Origin of the sequence: Mesorhizobium abyssinicae, from assembly GCF_049887195.1 — a bacterium.
Lineage (GTDB): Bacteria > Pseudomonadota > Alphaproteobacteria > Rhizobiales > Rhizobiaceae > Mesorhizobium > Mesorhizobium abyssinicae.
In genome coordinates this window covers 52,130-76,589 of record NZ_JARAKC010000018.1, presented here as the reverse complement: position 1 = coordinate 76,589, position 24,460 = coordinate 52,130, and the positions used below count along the sequence as shown (strand labels likewise).

Genomic DNA, 24,460 nt, shown 5'->3' with positions numbered 1-24,460 from the left:
TGATTGGGCGCCAAAGGAATGAGTAATTTGAAGCTTGTCTATGCGCATCCGGTGCCTATTCCGAGCCAGGCGGCAAACGCCGTGCAGGTCGTGAAGGCATGCAGCGCGTTTCAAGCAATCGGCTGCAGAACCGTCCTTGCAATTCCCCTTGATCGACCCGGTACAAACAAGTGGGACGAAATCAGGAAGGCCTACGATCCCGAGCGGCGTTTTGGTTTGTGGCATATACCATTCGATCATATTCCGGCCCGAAAGCTTGTCTTTGGGGCTGCCGTGTCGTTGCTAGCTTGGCTGACAGCGCGCGATGCCGTGATCACCCGGTCGATCTCCGTGGCCAGGGCGACGGCTGCGGCCGGCATTCCGACGGTGCTGGAACTGCATAGCTCGATTGATACCGAGCACCTGGCGGTCATAGGGCGCTTCGACAACTTGGCGAAGTCGAAAAACCTTCTTTCGCTCGTTGTCATAAGCGAAGCGTTGCGGAAACACGTTGAAGACCGATGGCCCGAACTCTCAGGTCGCATCCTGTCCGTGCCGCTCGGTGGCGATCTCGTAACAGCGCCGGAGGAAGACGCTATCCCGTTCTGCGGGGATTTCAATGTCGGATATGCGGGGCAACTCTATCCGGGAAAAGGCATGGAGGTCATACTTCCTCTTGCGCAAGCCTGCCCTTGGGCAACCTTTCATATCGTCGGCGGGACGCAGCATGACGTCGACCAATGGCGGGCTCGGGGAGAACCCAAGAGAAATATTATCTTTCACGGATATGTGCCACATGCGCGGATTCCGTCGTTCCTGGCGGCTTTCGACGTGGCGCTCGCGCCTTATCAGCGGGTTGTGCGAGGCGTCGACAACAATACGACGAACCTCGCTGACTGGATGTCGCCCTTGAAGGCATTCGAATACATGGCGCTTGGAAAGGCCATTCTGTGTAGCGATCTTCCGGTTTTGCGAGAGATATTTACTGCTGGCGAAACCGCTCTCCTTTGCTCCCCGGATGACGTTGCCGACTGGACCCGGGCGCTGACTCAATTGCGCGACAATAAAGAGTTGCGGACGCGGCTCGGGGAGAACGCGAGACGGCGAATGCAATGTGAATTCACCCGCGAAGCGTGGGCGAGAAAGATAGCTGACGATATTGCAGCTCGCTTGCATGCACTGAAGCGTCGCCGACCAATTGGACAGTCTGGGTCATGTCAACTTGGACCAAATAGCTGAACATAGGAAGCTGACACGACGGGCAGCAAAGGGCCTCTCGTGGGCCGGCACCACATTGCTTGCCCGAACCTTGTTGAATGTCCTGGTCACGGCCGTTCTGGCGCGCCTGCTTTCCCCACGAGAATACGGTATCGTTGGCGCTGCGCTGATCATCGTGGCCATCGGCAGCAACATTGCCAACCTTGGCATGTCGCAGGTCTTGGTCCAGCGAGCGGACATCCAAGAGCGCCATACCGGAACCATAGTTTCCTTGTCGCTGACAATCGCTCTTATCCTGGGCTTGCTTCAATGGGTATTTGCAGAGCGGATTGCCGATTTTCTTCATGTGCCCGAACTGGTTCTCGTTTCGCGCATCCTTGCGGTGATGATGGTCGCGAACGCGTTCAATCTGACCGCCGAGGCCATTTTGTCGCGGCATCTGAAATTCAAAATATCCTCCATAGCGAGGCTGGTCGCCTGGATTGCTTCCAATGTCGGCCTCGCCATTCCCCTTGCCTATTTTGGCCTCAGCTATTGGGCCTTGGTGTTCGCGTACATGGCCGAGGCTTTCATCTTGGCCGGCATCTATTTCTTCATGGCGAGGGACTATCTCGTGGGTCCTCGTTTCGACATGCAGTCCTACCGCGATATCCGCAGCCAGAGCCTGGGCTATTCGCTGGCGGGTGTATCGAGCTTCGTCGCCAAATATATCGATAACATTATTGTCGCGCGCCTGATCGGCACCTCGGAACTGGGCATCTATTCGCGAGCGTTTTATCTGATCGCGATGCCGGCAAATCTGTTCGGTGATCTGAACAAGAGCGTTGTCTTCCCCCTGCTGTCAAAGGTTCATCACGACAAGGCGAGGCTCCGCACCGCTCAGCTAAAGGGTTATGCTTTGACGGCGGCGCTTGCCCTGCCGACCAGCGCGTTTCTGTGCTGTTTTGCGAAGGAGCTTGTTGTGACAGTCCTTGGCCAGAACTGGATCGGCGCCGTTGCTCCTATGGTCGCATTCTCTGCAGTAATCTATTTCCGCGTCGGTTATAAAGTGTGCGGATCCGTGACACTTGCCACAGGCCGCAGCTACCGAACGGCTCTGATGCAATTCATCTACATGGCCCTTGTCACTGCATCCGCGTTCTTCGCGGCGCCCCACGGTGTGAACGCGGTCGCCTTTTCAGTGTCCGGCGCCATTGCGACGAGCTTCTTCCTTTATGCGGCGGTCAGTTGTCGGATGACGGGATTGTCTGTTCTGGATTTCGCGCTCGTCCATGTACCGCCTGTCGCATTTGCCGCCGTGGTCTTCGCCACGGGTTCGGCGGTAAAAGCGCTGCTTGCCGGATCGCCCGACTATCTGGTGCTCGCGACCGGGCTTCTCGTTATAGGTGCATTATCTGTCGTTACTCTCTATCTGAGAGCGTCGCTCCTCTTCGGGAAGTATGGTGCGGAAGTTCTGCAAACGCTGACATCCAAGAACGCGAAATGGGTCAGATTTGCATAGTTCAATGTAGCTCACAGGCCGCCCATGCGAGGATGAATTATGAATGCACTGGGTCTGAAGAAGCGCAATAATTGGCAGCAGGTGTCCACGGCGGAATCCCGTACCGGTACCACGAAGATGACCAACCGCATTTCCCGCCGGGATCTGGCGCGCGGCGCATGCGCCCTTCTGCTGACGGCATCCGGTCGCCCAGGACGGGATGCTTTCGCCGCCGGTCCGGACCAAGGCTCACAGCAGAAGGTACCCTGGCATCCAGATATGTTCCCGGAGATGATCGTGAAATCCTGGTATCAGGAGGATTTGGCCGAAGGTGAGGTCTCCTCGTGGCAGTCTGGCGGCGTGAAGCCTGTGGCTGCGGTGCAGCCTGAGCCTTCTCTGTGCCCGACAAAGCTTGGGAAAGACGGCGTCCTCTTCAAGAAGGGTACGAAACAGGCATTGACTTGGCCTGCCGACAACGACGCCCCCTACCTTCACCGCTGGTGGCTCGTAATCGCCCGGTGCGATTCCGCAGCCAACTCCGATACGAACAACGTTTCTGTTTTGTGCGTTAATGGCGCCGAGGGTGGTTCGGTGCACCGCCAGCCGCGGGTCTGCTTCAGACCATCGGCAAGCACATTCGTTTCACAGGTCGATGACGGCAAGATCAAGAGCGAGGAAGGGAAATGCTCGACGGATTTCGGCGGCTGGAATGTCATGGTCGGATACCGCCGGGGATTCGTGATGCAGGTCGTGGTGAATGGCGTCGGGACGTCTGGCCAGACGATTTATGCATTGGCGCCCAACCGGGTAAAATCGGAGAGCTTCATGGGCGATGTGAACAATCCGATGAGGGCCGACGTCGCGATCGACTGCGTCATCATAGGGCAAAGCGAACTGGATGACTCGCTGATCGACATGCTGATGGGATGGGGCATGTGGCGCGTCGGCCGGCAATCCGCCCTGCCCAGTGATCATCCCTATCGCCAGCGCCCTCCCTCATCCGAGGATGCGAACAACAAACCGGCGCGTTACGCATTCGACTCCGCCTCTTGGGAGACCTGGGCAGCCATCGGCAATGAGCGATATGCTCATCGTGGTGAGGCAGCGCCACCGATCCGCGGTTACACAACGGTTTTTTTTGATGATTTCGATTCCAACACGGTTGTCGATGATTCCAAAGGTGCCCAAGCCAGCATCTGGTATGCGCCGACCTCTCTGGCGAATGTCGGCGTTGACGCCATTGCCCAGCGGATCTCGGGGTCACCTTCCTCATATGTGCACGACGCCGCCAGCCACACGCTGGCGCTCCGGCTCTTGCATAAGGACCGCTGGCGAACAGGTGCGTTCTCTTCAGTGAACAACAATGGCCAAGGACGGTGTTGGGGAAAGGGAATCTTTGAGATCCGCGCCAGACTTCCAAAGATCGCAGCGCCCCGCCCCGGATTTTTTCCTGCATTTTGGGCGTATGGCAAAGAGCATCTGTTCTGGAGGACCCGCAATCGTCTTGAGACTGACTTTTGGGAATATGATGGTCTCAATGGGGCCTATATCAACATAAGCCAGCACGTGCATAAACCCAAGCTCGGTTATGCAGATCCACATATCGCGACAGGTGGCGTGCACCGTAAAATCGCCGGCTATCAAGTCGATCCATCAAATGGCTTTCGAACGACAATCGACATATATGATGGCGAATTTCATACTTGGTACGCCCAGATCGAGGATGATTATAGTTATTTCGTGATCGATGGCTGGGAAGTGGCGCGCGTTCCGACGAGTCCGGAACTCGCAGCGAAAAAATACATCATGGTGGATTTCGCTTACGATCAAAACAAGGGGCGTGCTCAACCGGACCCATCGCAGACCTATGACATGGTCATTGACTATATAAGGGTCCGGCAGACGGAAGCGGATCTTGGTAGGGTTCCGCCGGGTTTCAGTGCATTGCCGGCCTTGTCGGGCCGGACCTCAGCAGGCCAATCGCTGACCGTCGTACCAAACGTGATCGCGTCGCAAATAGAGTGTCACTGGTATCGTGACGGCGTTCCGATCGTCGGCGAAACCGGCACAGACTATCAACTTGGCTCCCCGGATATCGGGCATAAAATTCGCTGCCATGTTCGCGCAGTCTCTGTGCTCGACCAGCCAGAAGCCTGGTCCCCGGTAAGCGAGACCGTGGGCTAGATCGCATGGACTGCGCGCGGTGACCGTGCGGCATCAATCTCCGCTGACTGCCTGACCCCTAGCTTCTTTCATATTTTGACGGAAGCGAAGTCGGCGTAGTTGAAGCGACGAGGAAGCCGAGATGGCGCCAGGCTTCCTCCATTTCGGGGTCCGCCTGCCGGTGCGACAGCAAACGGATCTCTCCACCCTCCCAGCCTAGATAGACGCAACGAGATTCTGTTTCCGGGTAAGAGAACGTGTTAAAAGGATTTCGCGCCGCGAGGGGCTGAGATGCGTTATCTCCTCACATTCGCGATACTAAGCCTCTTCCTACCAATCAGGCTCGAGACGAGTCTTGTATTGTTGCGTCCATTCGAGCTGATCACATTGCTGGCGCTCATCATTGGCCTTACGACAGGACGTTGGCGAGGTTTGACTTTTCCAGTGGGTTTTCTGCTCCTCCTGCCCTTCTTGGTCTGGCACATGGTCTCGGCGTTTAGCGTGGACATAGAGAACGGCCTGCGCGAACTGTTGCAGATGTCCGCCGTCGGCGCCTTTGCGTTCGTCCTCGCACAGGAGGCCAGACGGCTCGATACGCGCCAGATAATGAACATCTTGCTTTTCGGCATGGTGCTGACCCTCGCCTATACGATCGCCTGGCATGTGGATCATGGCTACTCGGTCGGTTGGAAACATCTGTTCGATCCAAGGCTCGTGTTCACCTTCTTTCCAATTGCGCTTGCGGGGCTGCTGCTCTTCGCCAGCCAATCCAAGCGGCGCAACCTTTGGTTTGCATGGGTAGGGCTACTCCCTTTGCTCGTGCTGTCTGGGGAGCGGAAGGCTTTCTTGATCTATTTCTTTCTGACGGCCGCGCTTCTTACACGGGGAAGGCTCGCTGCGATGGTACCGGCGATCGCCGCCGGCTTCGTGGGTCTTCTTGTGCTATCAACCGCGATTGACAATGCCTATATCGAAAAGCAATTGCAGAGCATGCTCGATCCGCTGAGGATGGGGCAGTACGAATACCTCGCCGCAAAGGGGAAATATGCCCCTGGAGATACGCCCAGCAACGTCCAGCGCTCGTTTGCCTTCACCCTCTCCAAACAGCTCATCTCTCAACATCCGCTAATGGGTGTAGGCACGAATAAATTCAAAAATATTATCGACACTGAGTTCCGCAATCTTCCTGACGAGTTGCGGCTGGGAATCCATGGCGAGTTTCAACGCATACTTACAGAGAACGGCATCATCGGGCTCAGCCTCTACATCCTGATATGGGTCGCCGCATGGGTTCGGTTAGGCCGTGTTTTAAGCTTGGCACTTTTTCACGAATTGATCGGACCGGCCCATGCACGGCTTCTGCCCCTCGTGGTGCTTGTGCCCTGCGGTTTCTATGTTGGAACAGAAGCCTCCGGTACGCGAGCTTTCGTCACGCTGATCCTTGTCTCGCTCCTGCCGGAATTGACGTGGTACGGGCTTAGCTTCGCATTACACAGGGCGCGGAGGAGCCACCCGACGGGTCGATTTCTTGGCCGCGCCTTGCCAGGAAGCGCAAGGTGAGTGTTTCTGTCATCTTGACATGCCACAATGAGGAACTCTTCATTGTGCAGGCAGTGGAAAGCGTGATCAATCAGACGGCTTCGGAGGCCATCAAAGAGATCATCATTGTCAATGATGGCTCGACGGATGGCTCGACCGAAGTGATTGCGGCGTTGGTCGATCGGGAGCCGCGGATCCATGTCCTGACAACGGCGGGTATTGGGCCTTCATCGGCGAGGAATCTTGCCATCAGACATGCCACGGGTGATTTTGTTGCATTTCTGGACGGCGATGATTTTTGGGCTGAGGACAAGCTTGAGCGTCAATTGACCGCCTTCGACAAGGGCTGCAAGGCAGCTCTCGTGTATGGTGATTTAGTCGACTTTTCCGCGCCAGATCTTTCCGATGCTGTACCCGTGGCCGTTGGCCGCTACCGCGCGGACCAATGCGATACGCTGCCTACATATTTTCTGTCTGATGGCCCGATTGTTCCTTCCAGTATCGTTATGCGGCGGGAGACTATTGAAGACATCGGGTTGTTCAACGAGACATTAAGGGTTGGAGAGGATACCGAGTTTTGCATGCGCGTGGCAGAGCGTTGGACATTTCAACATGTGGCCGGAGCACTCGTCTATAAGCGGCGTCATGGTTCAAACACCACTCGCAGACTCGAAGCGCTTCTGCCGATAGCAGAACACCTCACACGAGAATGGGCCATCCGAAGGCCGGAACTTGCGCACCTCGCGCGGCGGCGAAACGCGCGCCTATACGCAAAAGCCGGCAATGATTGCGTGGCCCGAGGCGAAAAGAAACGCGGAGCGGGCTTGCTCCTGCGCGCGATATGGCACGATCCATTGTCCTGGCGGGTATATGTTTACATTTTTCTCTGCGCCCTGCCAAAGGGCTTGGAGCCGCAGGCGCGCCGCGCAGCCAAGCTGTTGTTCTACCGAGCCATGCGCAAAAAACTTTGCTGACCTTAGAGATGTTGGTGGATTGGCGAGCAGGCGAAATCCGGGTCCGCTGATAGGGGAAGTCGCTATCGCGAAGCCGTCGAACCCATTTCCACTACGACTGATCTGGTCCGCCGCATTTCAGCAGCTATCCCAGTCGGTTCGAGGGAAGTCCGTCTGCCCTCGGCCAATTGCAGCAGAGGGCGTCAACGGCGCTGGCCCCCGCTCAATGGCAATTCATGATGTCGCCGAACGCTGGTGCCGACTCCACAGGCAAAGCTTGTCATGTTGATCGCACTCGCTGAGGGTCGACCAAGCACCGAGCAAGGGCTTCGACCCTTTGGCCGAAACGACGGCCACCTGCGCGGTCACAACAAGGAGGCCGAGCGGCATCGGTCGCCTCAGCCGCGGTAGGGCGCATTTATTCGCATTTGCTAATATTTTAGCGCTCTCGCCCACTCCGATATGTTATGATGGTTAACGCGCTCAAGAGCTGGATAGCCAAGGAGCGCGTCGCGCCAGCGGCTGCGAGTGGGACGGCGATGTCCTTTTTACTTTTTTTGCGCGGCCTTATCTTAGTTCTGTTGGCATTCGCCATCAGTATATATTTGCTTACCGGTTCACTCTGGAGCACGTTTGTCCAAACGGTAATTTGTGGGATCTTGATACAGATTGGTTACTTTTTTGCTGTGCTGCTGCTTGTGTGGCGCTCGGGCTCCAAAGAATCCAAGACCCCGAAGTCACAAATCGCGCGCGACGAGCCCGAAGGGGACCAACGGCCGCGACACTTAGGGAACAAGGCGGATCACGTTCCGCCTAGAGGAGGACGATCAGCAGGATGACACCCCACACTACGATACAAAATATGACTGCCGACTGTCTTAGTCGGGCATTGGAGACGCGTTCCTCGAGCCGCCCAATGCCGGCAGGCTTTTTGCGGAGATCGTTATCGCGTGCCTGTGATTGACGAGGCATTCCAATCGAGATCCCTGTTTCCCCGCAGCACAGGCTCATGCTCGGCCATTGAATCTATTGCTCAGATGTTTTGCAATTTGGCAATACGACAAAATTCCCTTTAGCGGGATCGCAGGACGTGCAGCCCGGGGAATAGGCTGCGTGAGGAAGGTTAAGAATTCGCGCCTTCGGAGAGGAGCGGGCTGATGCTCGCCCGAGCGCTATGGCCTGGCGGCGCCGACCCTGAATTTTGGGGACGTTTGGTCCGATAGTGTGGTAGGGTGTTTTTCCTATGCGCTGCCCAGTCTCATCCCACGGGTTTGAAGGCGTATGCTCCGCGAAGTTGAAAATCGACACCCCGATGCTGCCTTGATATTCGGCGATCCTCTGTCGGGAACGATTGATCTCGAGACCCTCCTGGCGGCAGCGCGACGGCAATTGAGGCTTGTCCTTACATGCGCGGTTGCAGGCCTTCTGATTGGTTTGGCGTACCTGGCGGCCGAGGTGCCCTTGTACGAATCGACGGCCAGAATCCTGATCGACAAGAACCAGCCATCCGTCGTGACGAAGTTGACAGAGAGCGGAAGCTCCACACAGCTTGACCCGATGATGGTGAGTCAGGTCGAACTGTTGCGTTCCGACCGGATCGGGCTAAAGGTCGTTGACAGCCTCGGACTTGCTTCCGATCGCTCTTTTTTGTCGGCGCCCTATTCGTTGCTCAACAGTCTCAGAGGATCCCTCGCTTCGGTGGTGCGGTCATCCATTGGCAGTTCCGAAGATAGAGGAGTGCCGGTGAACCCGAGTGCGGAGCGAGGGCCTGATCGATGGCAAGCATTAGACATTCTGGCTGAAAACTTAACGGTAGCTCGGGTAGGCGATTCTTACATTCTGCAAATCCAATTTCAGTCGCCTAGCGCTGAAATGGCGCAAAAAATTGCTAACAAGTATGCTGAAATCTATATCAGTGACCAAGTTGGAGCCAAAGATGAATCGATAATCCGCGCTCGCAGTGCCCTGGCGGAAGAAGTCGAAACGGTCCGGAAGCGATCGGTCGACGCCGAGCTCGCAGTGCACAGGTACCGAACGGACACCACGCTGACCAAGGAAACGCTGGTTACCTTGCGCCAGCTCGAACTTGAGGCCTCTTCCCTCAAGTCGCAATACGAACTGGTCCTGCAGCAGTACCAAGAGAGCCTGCAGAACCTTTCGATGGCGTTGACCGAGGCGCGGATTATCTCGGAAGCATCATACCCGAGCAGTCCGAGTTCTCCGAACAGCATTGTTACCCTGGCGATCGGCGTCGCAGTCGGCGGGATGATTGGCGCCGGTATGGGCGGAATTCGGGAGTATCGGGAGCGCTTCTTTCGTACGAGAGGTCAAGTTCGCGATGAGCTCGGACTTGATACGCTCGGAATGATCCCGTTGCTGGACGGGAAGCTAATTCAGCGGAACAAGCGTGATCATGCGGCCGGAGAGCGGCGATTTATCGAGGTGGGGAATAGCGCTTTCAACTGGGTAGAGCAGCATCCGCGCTCGGAATTCGCTGAAGCGATGCGAACGGTGAAAGTCGCTGTTGATGTCGAGTTACCAAGGAAGAGCACCAAGGCGATCGGCATCGTTTCCTGCCTCCCCGGAGAAGGTAAGTCGCTGATCGCAGCCAATTTTGCGATGGTTCTTGCTATGCAGCGCTGCAGGACACTGTTGATCGATGCCGATATCCACAATCCGGGTTTGTCTCCCATGTTAGCCAACGGCTGGGAACGTGGCTTGGCCAACTTGTTGACTGGAGATTTCAAAGCGAGAGATATGTTGGCTCATGAGTCACTGCCATTGAGATTCCTGCCCGGCGTGAATCAGAGCCAACAAAAGGTTGCACAGACGGTGCTTCCCATCGAGAAAATGAGCGACTTTCTGCTCAAGGCGGGCTCTACGTTCAATTACGTCGTCGTTGATTTGCCCCCGCTGGCTCCAGTCGCGGACGTGAGGTCCTTCGTCCAGCACCTCGACGCCCTTGTTCTGGTTGTTGAATGGGGCGTGACCGCTCGAACATTCGTGCGCGAAAGCCTCAACAACAATCAGGTCCTTGCGGATAAATGTATCGGCGCTCTGCTCAACAAGGTCGATAGCAAAACAATTAAGCTGTATCAAAAGTTCGGCAGCGCCGAATTTTACAGTGAACGCTATGGCCAGTATTACCGGTCTTAGTTGCGGAGCAATTGTTTTGTGTCGAATGCCGACCGTGCGAGACTCAGGAAATAGTGTTCGACGCGCATAACCGCAAATTCTCGGGCGGAGTAAACGGTGTTGTCGGCAGGGACCGGCAATCCAGTCCGGCGGGCCGGGCGCTGCCATCGGCCTGGGAGAAGGGTCAGATCGGGTTGCGGAACCGGCGGAATTCACGACCGGCCGGGCCTTGGATCAGGAGTCCTTTGCCGTCCCTACACTCCCCCACCCAACACCGCCGTGGCGCGGTCACGCAAAGCACCCTGCGAATAGGCCTGCAGCATATCCTGTCGTGCCTGCATTCCGATCCTCTTGCGGAGCGTTTCATCGTCCGCGAACACTAGTGCTTGCGTTACCGCCATCTCCGCTGAGGGAACAGCAAGCTTGAGCATATTCCCTCCATCCTTGCCGTAATCCCGGATACCGCCGACGTCTGTCGCGATCACCGGAAGGCCGGCAAGCATCGCCTCGGCGACGACGATGCAGAACCCTTCCGTATCGGACAGGTTGATGAACATGTCACGATCACAGGCTAGCTCGAACCAGCGCGCGACATAGCCATGGAAATGCACGCGATCTCCGATGCCGAGTTCATCCGCCTTGCGCGAAAGCGCCTGCCGTTCCGGCCCTTCGCCGTAAAGATCGAGGCTTGCAGAAACGCAGCGGTCCTGGAGCATTCGGATAGCGTCGATCAGGCGATCAAAGTTCTTCAGTGGGATAAGCCGTCCGGCAGCAGCAAGGCGCAAGGGTGTGTGAAGGGCGTAATCGCGCTTGTGGCTGGAAGCCTCGTCGGAGCAAAACAGAGGCACGATATGCGACCGGCGCCTGCGCGGCAGGAAGTATGCCTGCGTCTCCTGCAGCGTACTTTCGCAATCAGCCCAGATTTCGTCGACGCGCCAGGACAGCGCCTTGAGCACAGGGCCATAAACGGCCGCGGCGCGCCAGGAGCGGTAGCGGTAGCGGGCGGTGTGTTCGAAAGAAACGCAGTGCAGCCGAGGAGCAAACGTCGCAGCAAGCCGTCCCAGAAGGTTGGCCTGTTTGAGCGACAACGCAACCATATCTGGTCGCCACTCCCAGATGAGGCGTAATAATACAAAGAACGAGCGTGCGAAGTTGTGCAAGGAAGTCTCTTCGCTCTGCGAAGTCAGGATAAAATTAGGCTCCCCAATCTGTGCGGCAATTTCATCGGCAAGAGTCCCACCACGACCACGGCAACAAGCGAGAATCTTCAGCTCGTGGTCGCTGAAAAATCCTGCTCGCAACAAGGTGAGAAGCCCGTGCTCGGCGCCACCGGGATCGAAACCGTAGATGACGTAAAGAATTCGCATGTAACAGTGAATGGCTCTCGATTGGAGCACACCTCGTCTCTACTATTGTAGATAGTTGCCCGATTTCGCGCGGACTTTTCCAGCCGCTCGCGGAAGGGGCCGGTGGTTCGGCTTGGCGCGATCCCTATGGCTTTGTTTATCTCGACTGCCTGTCGATTGGATGCGCGAAGTAGGTCGGAATCACTCAACTCGGATGGCTGCGTTGCCAGCCGCGGTCCAACTCCATGGTTCAGTCCGACGGAGACAGATGTCGCTCTCAGCTGCCGCCACAAGCCAGAACTCAATGATAGACCTGCGGGGCGACGCTAGCTATTCGGTCCGTCGCCGAGTCCAACTCTCACCTGGGCGACTTTTGTACCCAGCCTTACCGGGGGATAAGTGAGGCATATCGGAGAGACACGCTGTGACCGAGGGCACAGTGAACTCGATATTTTCATGACAGGCTGGGGCAGTTGATCTCCTGATCAGCAACTGCTCGATCCATTGAAGGGTTGCGACAAGGAGCTGTCTTGGGTGAGCGTAAATGTCGAATAGATCGGCGCGATGGCGGGCGGGCAACTGCGGCGCGCTCGCGCCAATAATTTTGTTGTTCGCACACGCGAGTCTTTCGAATGGCCCTGCCCTAGCTGAGGAGCACAATGCCAACGCGTACCGTGTGCAGCCTGGCGATGTGATTGGCTTCGCAGTCATAGGCTATCCCGAGATGCAAAAGCGAGCTGTAATCGATCAGAGCGGCGTAGTTATGTTGCCGGTCTTGGGCCCCGTAAACGTTCGCCAGAAGACAATAGAGGATGTTCGTAAGGAGGTAATTGAGGTTCTAAAGCCAAAATCCCTCCCGCAACGGTCTGCTGACGGTACTGAGGACTGGACCAATTTCTATCCAGATCAGATTATACTCGATATTGAAGAATACCGACCCATCTATATCGACGGGGACATTGCATCTCCTGGGACACAGGCCTTCAGACCGGGAATGACTGTCCGACAAGCTGTAGCGGCTGGCGGCGGCCTTAAGATCGGTCGCGGTGAGCTTGAAAACCCTGAACTGACCGTCGCGGAACTTAGCGGGCGCCTTGATGTCCTGCGCATCAAGTATCAGGAAAGCGAGATCAAAGCTGCTCGGATCGAGGCGCAGTTGAGCGGCGCCAAGGCGATTGAGGTTGCGGACGTACAACGTGACCCAAGCCTCGAACCTCGTCGCGACGATGCTTTGCAGCAGGAGCAGAAGCAGCTTGAAGCTCTCTATGCGGATCAGGAGAAGGAGCGCGCTTCAATCAAGTTGGCCACGACCAAGGCGGCGGAACGGATGGGCTATCTGAGGGAGCAGCAGAAGACGGATCAAGCGGGAGCGGCCGCGGACGCGACGGAACTTGATCGCCTCAAGAAGCTCTTCGACAAGGGCCTGATCCAGATCACCAGGGTCAACGATGCTCAACGCGCGGTACTCTTGTCAGCGACCCGCGCCTTGCAAACCAACGCTGAGATCTCTCGACTTGAACGCGACCAAGGAGACTTGCAGCGTAGCCTTGAGAAGCTTACCGACCAAGGTCGAATTGATCTGCTGGCTAGCTTGCAGATTGAAAGCGCGGCAAAGACGCAAATGCGCGCTGAGATGGATTCGTTGGCAAAGCAAATCGCCTATGTGAGGCAGCTGCGCAGCGACCTTGTGGCTGAAGGGAGCCGGCGGGTTACGATAGGTGTAACCCGTACCAATGACGGACAGTCAGAGACAACCGAGGCGACTGAAGATACCCTGCTCGCTCCGGGTGACACCATCACAATTACGCTGGAGATCCCGCCAGGAGGGGCGGTCGCGAACTAATGGCTAAATATATGTCTTGGAAGCTGCACGCAGCTACAAAGGTGTCCTAGCGAGATGTGACGGGATGGCGGATTTGGCGGGCAATTCACAGCATTCTGCCGACGCGCTCGTGGCAGTTATCATCCCTGCCTACAACGCAGAGCCATTCATCGAGCGTACCTTGGCGTCCGTACTCGCCCAAACGCATAGGAATATCGAAATAATAGTCGTGGACGATGGTTCGACCGACGGAACAACATCGATCGTTCGACGACTGGCTAATGGCGACGGACGCATGAAGTTGATCCAACAGAAGAATGGTGGGGTCGCGTCGGCGCGGAATGCGGGGATACGGGCAAGCAAAGGCATCTTCATTGCGCCCCTAGACGCCGATGACCTCTGGCATCCGACAAAGCTCGAAAAGCAACTGCGTGTTTTCGCTACGGCTGGCAACGATCTAGGGCTGGTTTATACACTTTACCGGACAATCGATGCCGATGATATGGTGGTCTTCACGCCGAAGCGGACGCACCCGAATGGATGGGTGTTCATGCAGCATCTCGGACAAAATTTCATCGGCAACGGCAGTTCACCGATGTTTCGGCGCGATGTTCTCTTCGAAATGGGTGGCTACTCCTCGCGACTGCGCGATAGCGGTGCAGAGGGTTGCGAGGACTTCTTCATCCAACAGAGCATTGCCTCGAAATACCGTTTCGGCGTCGTTGAGGAGCATCTTGTAGGATATCGCCGAACGCCAGGGAATATGTCAGCAGATTTCGTGCGAATGCTGATCTCGCGCCGGATCGTGCTTGAGAGCGTACTTGCCCGCTGTACGGAGGCGGTGAAGCCGGCCCTGCTGGATGCGATCTTCCGCACCGATGTCGAGATTGCCAAGCTTGGGCTAATGACGCGCCGATTTGCTAGGGTGGCCAGGCACTGCGCCAACATGCTCTGGCGATCACCCGTGCAGTTCGCGAAACTCGTCGCCGCATTCGCGGCCATTTTCCTGCGCAACGCGAAGCGTTTGCTTCCCCGGCCGGAAAACCATGACCGCGGGTCGGAGATCGGGAGAAATTTTTGGAACTACTCCATTCATGAGTTCGCCGATTGCACCGAAAATGCCAACCATCGCGTGGGGCTCAGCAATCTTGCTCTTGTGGACGAGAAACTTGGACCAAGCAGAGCCTATTTGACGCGGCCTCCTGAACAAGGGACGCTTGCAATGCCGAATGAGGACACGAAGTCCGACAGCCTGCTACTTCCGCTCGAGACCTGAGATGAAGAAGCTGTTGCTGGCTGGGGGAGCAGGATTCATCGGGTCGCACCTGATCGACCGGCTGCTCAAGAGAAACGATTTTGACATGCTGGTTGTAGTCGACAGCCTGTGGACAGGCAGGGCAGGAAACGTTGCTCATATCCGAGATCAACGTCTGGTGCTGGTCCGCTCCGAGGTGGAGCATTTCGAATCCGATTTCCAATTCGACGAGATCTTTCATCTTGCGTCGCCCGCGTCGCCGCCAGTCTATATGCGGGAGCCCGAGCGTACCATCTCAGCAAATCTGATTGGCGCCATGCGGCTCGTGAAGCTGCTCAAAGAGGGTGGGCGAATCTGCTTTACGTCGTCCTCGGAGGTTTATGGAAATCCTCTGGTCAACCCGCTGCCCGAGACATATAGGGGGTCAGTGGACTGTACGGGCCCGCGCTCTTCTTACGATGAAGGCAAGCGCTGCACCGAGGCGCTCCTCTTCGAGAGCAACCGTGTCCGTGGCGTCGACGTGCGGGTTGCCAGGATCTTTAACGTCTACGGTCCGCGCACCCGAGCCGATGATGGGCGTGCTGTTTCCAACTTTATTGCCAATGCGTTGTCCGGCAAGCCGATCGTCGTTCATGGGGATGGTCTCCAGACCCGCAGTTGGGGTTATGTCGACGATATTGTCGATGGGCTCGAACGGCTGTTCTGGCTGGAGAACTTCAATCGTGTGGGAGCAGTCAACGTAGGCAACGACCGGGAAGTCTCCGTACTTGAAATCGCCCAGTATGTTGCGGGCCTCATTCCCGGAACGATAATTGTTCATGATGATCCGGCGCCGCAGGATCCGAGCAACCGGCGTCCTGACCTGACCCTGTGCCGAGAAATCCTGCCGGGGTGGTCGTGTAAAGTGCCCTATGAAGAGGGTCTCGTGCGCACGTTACGCTGGTTTGAGGCCAATGGTGAAATAGCGGAAATAAGGCCCCCCATGCGATCCAGAGCCGGCAATGATCGGCATCATCTGAGATAGGCGGGCGGCGTGTGCTGCGGAGCGGAAGGTGAATGAATCAACGGTTCGCGTGACCGTCCTTATAGTCACTTACAATCACGCACGCTACGTGGCGGCCGCAATCGACAGCGCCCTCATGCAAGAGGCCGATTTCGGTGTCGAGGTGTTGATCAGTGAAGACTTTTCGACCGACGGTACCCGGGAGATTGTCGAGCGATACGTTTCCAACCATCCCGAAAGGCTGTCGGCGATTTATTCCGGCAGTAATCTGAGATCGAACGAAGTCGTCGCGAGGGGACTCAGGGTGGCTCGTGGGCGCTACGTCTCGATCCTCGATGGCGACGACCTGTGGACATCCACGACCAAGCTGAAAGATCAGGCAGCCTATCTCGACGCGCACCCGGAATTTTCCGCAATATTTTATAACGCAGTCGTGGCGGATGGCGATGAGGTCACATCGACGCGGTGGACGCGGGGCGACCAGAAACCCGTCGTGACGCAAAGGGATCTCTGGGAAGGCAATCCTTTCGCAACTTGTGCCGGCATGATGCGAACCGCGTGCGTTCGAAACGTCCCGTCGTGGTATGCTGATTTCTTTCCGATAACTGACTGGCCGCTGTATGTGCTTTGCGCAAAGACAGCAGATCTCGCTTTCGTCGACGAAGTAGCAGGTGTCTACCGCCTGCATCCGGGCGGACTCATATCGGCACTGCCAAACCGCCCCAAGCTGGATGCGATCGAAGGCTTTTACCGGCGGATGGCGCAGGTCATGGACACGCAGGGGGCAAATTCTGCGCGTGGCGGCTGCTCCCGCTATTTCTATGAATGGTCAATGCGGTATCTGGTAGAAGGCGATTTGCCATCGGCCAGATCGTGCTTCCTGCGGAGCCTTCGCGGCGGCGGTATCGGACGTGAGGTATCCAAACACGACTTTGCCGGATTGGGGCTGCGCCTGCTGAAGTCCTCGGTGCTCCGGACATGACGGCGGTCCGCGATTTCAAGTATCGCGATCCGATCTCGCCGTTGCCATGGGAGGCTGCTCGTCCGAAATGGTCGGTGATGATCCCCGCCTATAACTGCGCTCGCTTTCTTGCCACAACGCTGGAAAGCGTGCTGGCGCAGGACCCCGGCCCGGCTCAGATGCAAATCGAGGTGGTTGACGACTGTTCCTCCGATGACCCGCAAAGAGTCTTGAAAGAGATCGGTGGGAACCGCGTTGGCTTTTTTCACCAGCCGCAGAATCTAGGACATATTGGCAACTTCCATACCTGCCTGGATCGTGCCCGGGGCGAACTCGTACATCTCCTGCACGGCGACGACGCCGTCCGCCCCGGCTTCTACGAATTGCTCGGACGAGGCTTCGATGCGGACTCGGGTATGGGCGCCGCATTCTGCCGGACAATCTTCATAGATGCCCACGGACAGGAGCTGTCGGTCTCCCCTGTAATGCAGTCAAGCCCTGGACAGCTCGAGAATGCGGCGGTTCGACTGGCGCTGGAACAGCAGATCATGACGCCATCAATCGTGGTGCGCCGCGCGGTCTACGAAGAACTCGGCGCGTTCGACCGGCGGCTGAAGTGCAGTGAAGACTGGGAGATGTGGGTCCGCATCGCTTCTCAGTTTCCTGTCTGGTATGAACCGCAGCCCCTCGCACTTTATCGCATGCACCCCCAATCGAACACGGGTCGCCATATCCGAAGTGCCAAGGACATGGCCTACACGCGAATGGCGATAGATATTTTTAAGAGCTATCTTCCAACCGAGCTTGCGGACGATGTCGCCGTGTCGGCGCGGCGAACCTATGCGCTAAGCGCGCTCGAAACTGCGCGGCGACTGTTCGGCGCCGGCGATTGGGCTGGATGCTTGGCGCAGATGAACGAAGCGTTCCGCTTCGATCCCTCACTCAAGACAATTGGGCGCATGCTGCAGCTCGTTGCAAGACAGGGAGGCAGGATTGTCCATCCTAGTTGACACCGCGCAGCGGCCTGCAGGACTTCGTGAAGATGAACCGGTCCGGCTCGTTTTGGCCGGATGCGGCGCGGTCACAAATCACTATTATGCGGAAGCGCTTTCACGCCTTCAAGGCAGAGGCCATGTTGCAGTGGCGGGGATATTCGATCCAGAACCGAAGCAGGCCGCACTGGTTCAGGCGCGACTGCCCTCAGCCAAGATTGCGGCCAGTTTCGACGGCCTTTTGGCTATGGACGCCGATGTTGCGATCATTGCTTCGCCACCTGGATATCACGCTGATCAGTCGACAAAGGCGTTGGAAGCCGGGATGCATGTTCTGTGCGAAAAGCCTATGGCCACGAGCGTCTCCGAGGCGGACCGTATCCTTGCGGCAGCGGCAGCCAACAATCTTCATGTAGCAACAGGGCTCGTCAGAAGGCAGTTCCCCGCGACGCGATCGATAAAGGCCATGCTGGAGGCCGGAATGATCGGACGGTTACGAAGCGTCAGTTGTTTTGAGGGCGGCCCCTTCCAGTGGCCGGTGGCTTCGGTGAGCTATTTCAGCTTCGCGGAGTCCGGTGGTGGCGTGCTTCAGGATATCGGCACGCACTGTCTTGACCTCCTGACCTGGTGGTTTGGAGAACCCGACCAGATCCACTACGCCGATGACGCAATGGGCGGCGTCGAGGCGAATTGCCTTGTCCAGCTGCGTTTTGGCGGCTTCGTCGCGACGGTCAGGTTGAGCCGAGATTGGGCTCGCCCGAACCTGTATTGCCTTGAGGGCGAACGCGGCTCGATTTCCTGGACAGTCAATGAGACCCAGACTGTGGAAGTCACCTTGAATGGAAGTCGCACGACAGGCTTCGTTTCCTTCAACAATGCCGACGGCCGGTCGCCCGATTTTATCGACGCATTCTGCGATCAGATTTCGGGCGTGGTGGATGCGGTGCGAAATGGGGTCTCTCCTTCCGTGCCGGCCAGTGCCGGGCGCAATGTGCTCGATCTGGTCGAAGGATGCTATGCCAGGCGGAAGCTGATGGACATGCCCTGGCTCGGTCCGGGAGAATTGCTCCATGTCGGTGCTTGCGCCGGGACCAGACAATGACCGGCACTGTTGCAGTGCTTGGCGCCAACGGCTTCATAGGTTGCCGAACCGTGGAATTGCTGCATCTTTCCGCCTGGGCAAATGTGAGGCCGATCGTTCGCAGGCCGGGGGCTTTCGCCAGTCTGTCTCGCTTTGCGATTGACGCAATGGTAGCGGATGCGCGTGACCTTCAGGCTCTTACCGCGGCCTTTTCTGGCTGCAAGTACGTCGTGCACGCAGTTGCCGGTGATGCTCGCACGATTGTCGATGCTATCGAGCCCGTCTATCGTGCAGCCGCCGCTGCGGGCGTGGTGCGTCTGATCTATCTCAGCAGCGCTTCCGTTCATGGCCAATCGCCCCCGCCTGGGACGGATGAAACAAGCGCGCTGCACGACGATCAGGCGATCGAGTATAACAATGCGAAGGTTCGTGCCGAACGCCGGCTCGGGCAACTGTCACGCGATGACGCGGTGCAGGTCGTGGTGCTGCGGCCCGGAATTGTGTTTGGCCCACGCTCCGGTTGGACCGGTGGTTTCGCCGACGAGCTCATGGACGGCTCCGCCTACCTGGTGGATGGCGGTCGTGGTATCTGCAACAGCGCCTATGTCGACAATGTCATTCACGCGATCAAGCTTGCCATCGAGGTGCCCGAGGCGTCTGGGCAAACCTATCTGATCGGAGATCGGGAAGAGATCAGTTGGGCAGATCTTTGCCGACCGATCGCCGAGGCACTGGGGTTCGACCTGGCCGCAGTTTCGGTTTCAGCGCCATTGTCATTTGCTCCGAGCTGGAAACAAAGGCTGAAGGAAAGCAAAGGATATAGGCGGCTTGTCCAGAGCCTGCCAAGGCCTGCTCGCAGCGGACTGAAAGCAGGCTACGCCGAGTGGCGGAAGGCAGGACGCAAAGCGACCGGCGTGACTATGGCCCCCACGGTCATGGTATCGGAGGAGCGTGCACTTTTGCACCAGTGCCAGACGAAACTTCCATGGCGCAAGGCCGAGCATGAGCTCGGATACCGGCCGGCCGTCAGCTTCGAGGAAGCATGTCGGCGATCGGTCGGCTGGTTGACCTTTGCGGGCTACCCGACCTGCCGAAACCGAACGGGTGAGAGATGACCACCCGCCCCACTACACCTACCGTTTCAGTTGTCATCACGACCTACAATCATAAGCGCTTCCTTGCCGAAGCGATCGACAGCGTCCGCAACCAGACCGCAAAGCCGGATGAGATCATCATTGTGGACGATGGGTCGTCGGACAATCCTGAAAGTGTTGTTCGTCGATATGACGACGTCCACTATGTTCGCCAAGAAAACCAGGGGTTGGCCGCTGCGCGTAACACCGGGATGGCGGCAGCGCGCGGCGAATTCATCGCCTTCCTGGATGCCGACGACAGGCTGCGCCCGGCAGCGCTGGCCACCAATCTTGGCTTGTTTCGCGACAATCCCGATTGCGCATTGGTCTACGGCGCCTACCGCCTGATCGACGAAGCCGGGGCAGTCAGGAATGCTGTGCCACTGAGGTCGGTTGGCAAGGACCCGTATGCAGGGTTCCTGACCGACAACCTGATTGGAATGCATGCTGCGGTGCTCTATCGGCGCAGGACATTGGAAGCCGCTGGTGGATTTGACCGATCGCTGCGGGCTTGCGAGGATTACGACGTCTACCTTCGCTTGTCTCGGGCGCACAAGGTAGCCTGCACTCCGGAATTCCTCGCGGATTACCGTCGGCACGCAACGAATATGTCGAACAGCAATCCGATGATGTTGCGCGCGGTTCTGAAGGTCCTTCGCCGGCAGCGGGACGCCGCGCAGACCAATCCGGATTGGGCGGCCGCCTACCGTCAGGGTATCGAACAATGGAAGTGCTATTATTCGGACATGCAACTGGCGCAGCTTGGTAAAGCGCTTCGGTGTCGTTCTTCACTCGCCGGTCAAGTGAGCAGCACGATCGCCGTTGCGGTTGCAGCGCCGTTGCAGACCGCCGTGACGCTTCGGCATCGCTTCCGGCGCCGGTCAGGTCGGCACAGATCGAGCGTCTGGTTCGGTGACCTCGAGCGTAGCGTACCCTTCAGCACGGAGTTCGGTTTTGATCGCGGCAAGCCAGTGGACCGCCGCTATGTCGAGACTTTCCTCGCCTCCTGTTCGTTGAACATATCCGGAAGGGTCCTTGAAATCGGCGACAACGCCTACACGATGCGTTTTGGAGGCAGTCGGGTTACCACAAGCGATGTTCTGAACCGATACGACGGCCACCCGCTAACAACCTTCGTGGGTGATCTGGCAAAAGGCGATGATCTGCCGTCCGAGACCTTTGACTGCATCGTCCTCACCCAGACCCTGCAACTCCTTTTCGACATGCCTGCTGCGATTGCAACCCTGTGGCGGATATTGAAGCCGGGCGGTGTGCTCCTGGTTACGGTGCCCTGGGTCAGCCCGATCGACCGGGGGGAATGGGCAGACAGCTGGTTCTGGTCGATAACTCCTGCCGCACTTGGCCGGCTTCTGTCTGACAGGTTCGGGGCGAATAACGTCGAAGTCAGCCACTATGGAAACGCGTATGCGGCTACGGGCTTTCTCTACGGCTTGGCAGAACATGAGCTGAATCCGGCCATGCTTGATGTGCATGACCCCCATTGTCCCGTGATAGTCGCCGCTCGAGCTTTCCGGCAATGAACAACGCCATGAAGGTACGTCAAACTGTCAGCAAACTCCTACAACGGAGCCGATTGATTGCTCGTTTCAATCGGCCAGTCGTGCTGATGTATCACCGCATCCGAGAGCCGCTCGTCGACCCGTGGGAACTTTCAGTCTCGCCGCAAAACTTCGCACGCCAGATCGAAATCCTGGGAGAGACGCGCGATATTGTGCCCCTGCAATGGCTGGTGCAACGGCTTCGCGAGGGACGGCCACCGAGAAATGCCGCAGCCATCACCTTCGACGACGGCTATGCGGATGTCCTTCAAAATGCGATGCCGATCATGGGACGGATGAACTGTCCCGCCACTGTCTTCGTCACCACTCACGCGAGTACCGATCCGGCAGTGTTCTGGTGGGATATTCTATCCCGCATCATTTTTGAGACGATTGCCCTCCCGAACAGTCTGGCGATCGAATTCGCAGGCCGAAACTATGATTGGCGCGTGACGGAGGACGCTATGCACGCGCAATCCAACGACGCCGTCAACCGCACGACGCTCCATTTCGATTTGCACGCACTGCTGAAGCCGTTGCAGGCCCAAGAGCGCGAGAAGGCGCTGGAGCGGCTGTCACGATGGGCCGGAACCGACGCCGGCCCAAGAAAGAGCGACCGCGCCATGACGTATCAGGAGCTGCGCCAGCTCGCCGACACCGATGGCGTTTCGATCGGCGCCCACTCATGCACGCATCCATCTTTGCCCCTGCTGAAACAGGACGATCTCGAACGTGAGATCTCTGTCAGCCGCAAACAATGCGAGGAGATTGCTGGACGAAGGGTGGCGGGATTCGGGTACCCCTTTGGGGACTTTGATGACAGCACCGTCAATGCTGTGAGATCCGCTGGCATGGATTATGCGGTAACCACCCTGCCGCACGAAGTTGGGTCCAGAGTCGACCCTTTCCGATTGCCGCGCCTTATGGTGGCCGATTGGGGAGAGGTTGATTTCCGGCGCATGGTGCTGCGCCATGGCTGACAATGCACTCGGACAGCCGCGCGTCACGGCAATCATCGTCGTGTTCAACGGCGAGAGGTACCTCCGGGAAGCGGTTGACAGTATAATAGGCCAAAGCCTGACCGACTGGGAACTTCTTGTTGTCGACGACGGCTCGACCGACCAGTCTGCCGGCATCATACGCGACTATGAGCAGCGCCTCCCGGGCAAGGTACGGCTATTGTCTCATCACGACAATCGCAATCATGGCATCAGTGCCTCGCGCAACCGTGGGCTGGCGGAGGCGTGCGGCGCCTATGTCGCGTTTCTCGACGCAGACGATACATGGCTGCCCGAAAAGCTTTCCGAACAAGTCTCCATCATGGAAAGCGATCCGGCACTAGGCATGATATATGGCCGGACCCTGATCTGGTATAGCTGGGACGAGACTGATGATCGTGCGGACTTCCACTACCCGCTCGGAGTCGAGCCAGACGCCCGGTATGACCCTCCCGCGCTGCTGGAGCTGCTGCTGCAGAATGAGGTCCAGACGCCGACAACTTGCAATGCCCTGGTGCGTTCAAGCTTGTTCGCAACGCTTGGGGGATTCCAGAACAGCTTTCGCCTGATGTTCGAGGATCAGACATTCTTTGCCAAGGCGCTCGCATTCGCGCCCGTCTACGTATCCGACCGCATCTGGGCAAAATACCGCCAGCACGCTCAAAGCTGCTCTGCTGTCTCCGCCAGGGCAGGCGCTGACGAGGCCGCGCGTATCGCGTTTCTCAAGTGGCTGAATGGCACGATGGCGGATCAGGGCGCCTCTTTCCGTATTCGCTCCGCAGTCTGGAAAGTGCTAGCGCACGAAACCTGGCAAGCGAACAAGCGAAATATCAAGAGACGGCTTCAACGATGACTTCCCTGCCGCGGGTGACGATTGTAACACCCTTCCTCAACGCGGAGGCAACTCTGGGCGAAGCAATCGCCAGCGTCCAGGCCCAGACGGTTACGGATTGGGAGCTCTTGCTGGTCGACGATGGCTCGACGGATGACAGCGTTAGGATCGCCAATGATGTTGCGGCAACCGATCCCCGAATTAAGGTGCTGCGCAGACCCCACGGATCCGAGCGTGGCGCCGCCGCAGCGAGAAACGCCGGAATAAAGGCCGGCAGCGGCGATTTGCTTGCTTTCCTGGATGCAGACGATCTGTACGAACCCCATATGCTCGAGACGGCTCTGGCGGCAGCCGATGCCAACCCGCAAGCTGCCATGATCTTCGGCCCGACGAGATGGTGGTATCCAGACGGTGACAGCCCTGATTGGATCGAGCCGACGGACGGGCTTGCCGGCCGTTTGCATCAACCTCCGCGGCTTCTAAGTCGGCTTCTGCTGATGCAGGATGGCCTCATTCCCTGCACCTGTTCCGTGCTGGTGCGCCGGAGTGCCATCGAACATGTCGTCGGCTTCGAGGAAGGCTTCCGGCTCTACGAGGACCAAGCGCTGTGGGCTAAGCTGTTTTTGCGCTACCCGGCCTATGTCACACCAATCTGTCTTTCGCGTTATCGGCAGCACTCGGGCTCGGTGTCGGCGGATGCGGCCAAGCGTGGCCTCTATGATCCCATGGGCGCGCATCCGGCCCGCGCACCCTTTCTCGACTGGCTCACCCAATACGTTTTCAAAAGCGGGATAAAGGATCAGAAGCTCGATCGCGCAATTCGGCTCGCGCGATCGCCTTACAGGAGCGAGCCGACCGTTCGAAACAAGGCCGATCGGTTATCATTGAAAGCCGCAATGGAGCTCGCGTGGCTCCGTCATCGCTTTGCGCGAAGACTTGCTCGCCTTTACAGGTTGGTGACCGGGAGCGTCAGCAGATCGTGACCACCAATCGGTGAGTTCATGAGCGATA

Annotated in this window: 19 protein-coding genes; 18 read left to right on the top strand and 1 reads right to left on the bottom strand. The window is 57.6% G+C overall.

Going from position 1 to position 24,460, the window contains the following annotated elements:
• The first annotated feature begins 27 nt into the window (after positions 1-27).
• The 7 genes from PU724_RS26955 to PU724_RS26925 all read left to right on the top strand — a co-directional run bounded on the left by PU724_RS26955 (position 28) and on the right by PU724_RS26925 (position 10,488).
• Complete coding sequence (locus tag PU724_RS26955) at positions 28-1,218, top strand: glycosyltransferase (RefSeq protein WP_354422705.1); 1,191 nt, start codon at positions 28-30, stop codon at positions 1,216-1,218.
• Positions 1,178-2,698, top strand: coding sequence for a lipopolysaccharide biosynthesis protein (locus tag PU724_RS26950; RefSeq protein WP_354422704.1), 1,521 nt, complete (start codon positions 1,178-1,180; stop codon positions 2,696-2,698). The genes PU724_RS26955 and PU724_RS26950 overlap by 41 nt, the downstream gene beginning before the upstream one ends.
• Positions 2,699-2,737: 39 nt before the next feature.
• Positions 2,738-4,861, top strand: coding sequence for a hypothetical protein (locus tag PU724_RS26945; protein ID WP_354422702.1), 2,124 nt, complete (start codon positions 2,738-2,740; stop codon positions 4,859-4,861).
• 270 nt (positions 4,862-5,131) lie between these two features.
• Entirely contained in the window at positions 5,132-6,400 is a 1,269-nt protein-coding gene (locus tag PU724_RS26940) for an O-antigen ligase family protein (RefSeq protein WP_354422701.1), read from the top strand.
• Complete coding sequence (locus PU724_RS26935) at positions 6,397-7,353, top strand: glycosyltransferase family 2 protein (protein WP_354422699.1); 957 nt, start codon at positions 6,397-6,399, stop codon at positions 7,351-7,353. Before PU724_RS26940 ends, PU724_RS26935 begins: the two co-directional genes overlap by 4 nt.
• A gap of 446 nt (positions 7,354-7,799) precedes the next feature.
• A complete protein-coding gene (locus tag PU724_RS26930; protein WP_354422697.1) occupies positions 7,800-8,171 on the top strand; it encodes an exopolysaccharide production repressor protein in 372 nt (123 codons plus the stop codon).
• A gap of 442 nt (positions 8,172-8,613) precedes the next feature.
• A complete protein-coding gene (locus PU724_RS26925) occupies positions 8,614-10,488 on the top strand; it encodes a Wzz/FepE/Etk N-terminal domain-containing protein (RefSeq protein WP_354422695.1) in 1,875 nt (624 codons plus the stop codon).
• A 233-nt stretch (positions 10,489-10,721) separates the two neighbouring features.
• On the opposite strand, the gene PU724_RS26920 is transcribed toward PU724_RS26925, so the two are convergent.
• On the bottom strand, positions 10,722-11,834 hold the full coding sequence (locus PU724_RS26920) for a glycosyltransferase (protein WP_354422693.1): 1,113 nt from the start codon (positions 11,832-11,834) through the stop codon (positions 10,722-10,724).
• A gap of 523 nt (positions 11,835-12,357) precedes the next feature.
• Here PU724_RS26920 and PU724_RS26915 point away from each other — a divergent pair.
• From PU724_RS26915 to PU724_RS26865, 11 genes are all read left to right on the top strand, one after another.
• Positions 12,358-13,656 carry a polysaccharide biosynthesis/export family protein gene (locus PU724_RS26915; RefSeq protein ID WP_354422691.1) on the top strand — a complete coding sequence of 433 codons (1,299 nt, stop codon included), beginning with the start codon at positions 12,358-12,360 and terminating at the stop codon, positions 13,654-13,656.
• A 64-nt stretch (positions 13,657-13,720) separates the two neighbouring features.
• Positions 13,721-14,911 carry a glycosyltransferase family 2 protein gene (locus PU724_RS26910; RefSeq protein WP_354422690.1) on the top strand — a complete coding sequence of 397 codons (1,191 nt, stop codon included), beginning with the start codon at positions 13,721-13,723 and terminating at the stop codon, positions 14,909-14,911.
• A 1-nt stretch (position 14,912) separates the two neighbouring features.
• Positions 14,913-15,914 (top strand): NAD-dependent epimerase/dehydratase family protein, encoded by a 1,002-nt coding sequence (locus PU724_RS26905; RefSeq protein ID WP_354422688.1) that lies wholly within the window; start codon positions 14,913-14,915, stop codon positions 15,912-15,914.
• Between the two features lie 28 nt (positions 15,915-15,942).
• Positions 15,943-16,875: a glycosyltransferase family 2 protein gene (locus PU724_RS26900; RefSeq protein ID WP_354422686.1), complete on the top strand. Its 933-nt coding sequence runs from the start codon at positions 15,943-15,945 to the stop codon at positions 16,873-16,875.
• Positions 16,872-17,864, top strand: a complete 993-nt coding sequence (locus PU724_RS26895) for a glycosyltransferase family 2 protein (RefSeq protein ID WP_354422684.1) — start codon at positions 16,872-16,874, stop codon at positions 17,862-17,864. Before PU724_RS26900 ends, PU724_RS26895 begins: the two co-directional genes overlap by 4 nt.
• Positions 17,848-18,948 carry a Gfo/Idh/MocA family protein gene (locus tag PU724_RS26890; protein WP_354422682.1) on the top strand — a complete coding sequence of 367 codons (1,101 nt, stop codon included), beginning with the start codon at positions 17,848-17,850 and terminating at the stop codon, positions 18,946-18,948. Before PU724_RS26895 ends, PU724_RS26890 begins: the two co-directional genes overlap by 17 nt.
• Positions 18,945-20,042, top strand: a complete 1,098-nt coding sequence (locus PU724_RS26885) for an NAD-dependent epimerase/dehydratase family protein (protein WP_354422680.1) — start codon at positions 18,945-18,947, stop codon at positions 20,040-20,042. The genes PU724_RS26890 and PU724_RS26885 overlap by 4 nt, the downstream gene beginning before the upstream one ends.
• Positions 20,039-21,601 (top strand): glycosyltransferase, encoded by a 1,563-nt coding sequence (locus PU724_RS26880; RefSeq protein ID WP_354422678.1) that lies wholly within the window; start codon positions 20,039-20,041, stop codon positions 21,599-21,601. The genes PU724_RS26885 and PU724_RS26880 overlap by 4 nt, the downstream gene beginning before the upstream one ends.
• On the top strand, positions 21,598-22,599 hold the full coding sequence (locus PU724_RS26875) for a polysaccharide deacetylase family protein (protein ID WP_354422676.1): 1,002 nt from the start codon (positions 21,598-21,600) through the stop codon (positions 22,597-22,599). Before PU724_RS26880 ends, PU724_RS26875 begins: the two co-directional genes overlap by 4 nt.
• Positions 22,592-23,470: a glycosyltransferase gene (locus PU724_RS26870; protein ID WP_354422674.1), complete on the top strand. Its 879-nt coding sequence runs from the start codon at positions 22,592-22,594 to the stop codon at positions 23,468-23,470. Before PU724_RS26875 ends, PU724_RS26870 begins: the two co-directional genes overlap by 8 nt.
• Positions 23,467-24,432: a glycosyltransferase family 2 protein gene (locus PU724_RS26865; protein WP_354422672.1), complete on the top strand. Its 966-nt coding sequence runs from the start codon at positions 23,467-23,469 to the stop codon at positions 24,430-24,432. The genes PU724_RS26870 and PU724_RS26865 overlap by 4 nt, the downstream gene beginning before the upstream one ends.
• Positions 24,433-24,460: the final 28 nt, after the last annotated feature.